General features: G+C 62.3%; 2 protein-coding genes. Both read left to right on the top strand.

What is annotated here, in order from left to right; translation table 11 throughout:
- Window positions 1-1038 (top strand): chromosomal replication initiator protein DnaA (dnaA, locus tag ACOVQ0_RS16305; protein ID WP_421886793.1); only part of this gene is annotated, 1038 nt, incomplete at its 5' end.
- Window positions 1039-1238: 200 nt separating this feature from the next.
- Window positions 1239-2006, top strand: coding sequence for a HesA/MoeB/ThiF family protein (locus tag ACOVQ0_RS16300; protein ID WP_421886790.1), 768 nt, complete (start codon window positions 1239-1241; stop codon window positions 2004-2006).
- Window positions 2007-2345: the final 339 nt, after the last annotated feature.

The raw sequence follows: 2345 nt of genomic DNA, 5'->3' as shown, positions 1-2345 counted from the left end.
ATGATCGATACCGCGCTGTCGGGCCTCGATCCTTCGCTGACCTTTGCCGAATTCGTTTCGGGTTCGGCCAATGTGTTGGCGGTCAACGCTGCGCAGCGCATGGCGGCCATCGAAACCCCGCAGTTCTCGCCGCTCTATCTCAAAGGCTCGACCGGGCAGGGCAAGACGCACCTGCTCCACGCCATCGGCCATGCCTTTGCCGCCAACAAGCCGGGCGCCCGCATCTTCTACTGTTCCGCCGAACGCTTCATGATCGAATTCGTGCAGGCCATGCGCTCGAACGAGATGATCGAGTTCAAGGCCCGCCTGCGCGGCTTTGACATGCTGCTGGTGGACGATATCCAGTTCATCATCGGCAAGGCTTCGACGCAGGAGGAATTCCTCCACACCATCGATGCCCTGATGAGCGCAGGCAAGCGCCTGATCGTGGCCGCAGACCGCGCCCCGCAGGCGCTGGATGGTGTTGAACAGCGCCTGCTCTCGCGCCTGTCGATGGGTCTTGTCGCCGATATCCAGCCTGCTGATATCGAACTGCGCCGCAAGATCCTCGAACATCGCCTGGTTCGCTTCGGCAGCACGCAAGTGCCCGCAGACGTGATCGAGTTCCTTGCCCGCACCATCAACCGCAACGTGCGCGAGCTGGTCGGTGGCCTCAACAAGCTGATCGCCTATGCCCAGCTCACCGGTCAGCCGGTGTCGCTGCAGCTGGCCGAAGAGCAGTTGACCGATATCCTTTCGGCCAATCGCCGCCGCATCACCATCGATGAAATCCAGCGGACGGTCTGCCAGTTCTACCGCGTGGACCGCACCGAAATGGCTTCCAAGCGCCGCGCCCGCGCTGTCGTGCGTCCGCGTCAGGTGGCGATGTATCTCGCCAAGGTGCTGACCCCGCGCTCTTACCCCGAAATCGGGCGCAAGTTCGGCGGACGCGATCACTCGACCGTGATTCACGCCGTGCGCCTGATCGAGGAACTGCGCACGCGCGATGCCGATATGGACGGCGATGTGCGGACGCTGCTGCGGCAGCTGGAAGATTAAGGAAAAGGGAGAAATGCGAGGGTCATAACCCTCGCGCTCCCGATAATTGGCGCAGGATCGAAAGTCAGCGCCCCGGCGAAGCCGGTTTGATAAAGCCGCTTCACGGATTGGCGTTGTTCTTGAAGGTGCTACGCCAAACTAATGGGAGCGCGAGGGTGATGACCCTCGCATTTCCCCTTTTTTCTCCCTAATTGCGTCCCATGACGCCTGACCGCCTGAACCGCTTCGCCCGCCACATCGTCCTGCCCGAAGTGGGCGCGATGGGGCAGGCCAGGCTTGCGACGTCGCACGTCGTGCTGGTCGGCATGGGCGGCATCGGCAGTCCGGCCTTGCAATACCTCGCAGGCGCAGGCGTAGGGCGCCTTACGCTGATTGATGACGATGTGGTCGAGGCAAGCAACCTGCAACGCCAGACGATCTATACCGAGGTCGATATCGGTCAGTCGAAGGCCGAGGCGGCGGCGGCGTGGGTAACGGCGTTTGATCCTGCTTTGGTTGTCGATGCCCATGCCACCCGGATCACGCGCCATAACGCCGCCGGACTGATCGCCGGGGCTGATGTGGTGCTTGATGGCTGCGACAACTTCGCCACGCGCCTTGCCGTGTCAGACGCCTGCGTAAAGGCGGGCGTGCCGCTTACCAGCGCCGCGCTGGGCCGCTTTCAGGGGCAGGTGGCGAACTTTGCCGGGCATCGGGACGGCCAGGCTTGCTACCGCTGTTTTGTTGGCGATGCCTTCGATGCCGAAGATTGCGACAGTTGCGCCGATCTTGGCGTGCTGGGGGCGATGGTGGGCATGGTCGGGGCCTTTGGCGCGATGGCGGCCATGCGCGTGCTGCTGGAAGGCGTCTCGACGCTGGGTGACCCGCAATGGGGGCAACTGCACGTGCTGGACGGGTTGAAGCCCTCGCTGCGCACGATGCGCATCGCGCGTGATCCTGAGTGCAGCGGGTGCGGTGCGGGCGCCTGAGAGAGCGCTGACAAAGCCTTGGAAGCCAGCAAATCCCAATCCTGTTTTCTCGTCATTGCGAGCGCAGCGAAGCAATCCAGAACGTTTTGCAACACACTCTGGATTGCTTCGTCGGCTATGCCTCCTCGCAATGACGAAAGCGGGGTGATGAGCGAAGTCAAATCACCAAAGAAAAGGGCGCGAGGACCGAAGTCCCCGCGCCCTTTCTGTTTTGGCCTGACGCCGCTTCTTACGAAGCGAGCTTGCGCAGCACGTAGTGCAGGATGCCGCCGTTCATGAAGTATTCGACTTCGTTGGCGGTATCGATGCGGCACAGCGCGGTGAAGGTCAGCTTGGTGC

Origin of the sequence: Novosphingobium sp., assembly GCF_049240505.1 — a bacterium.
Taxonomy (GTDB): domain Bacteria; phylum Pseudomonadota; class Alphaproteobacteria; order Sphingomonadales; family Sphingomonadaceae; genus Novosphingobium.
This window is presented reverse-complemented; position numbering and strand designations above follow the sequence as displayed.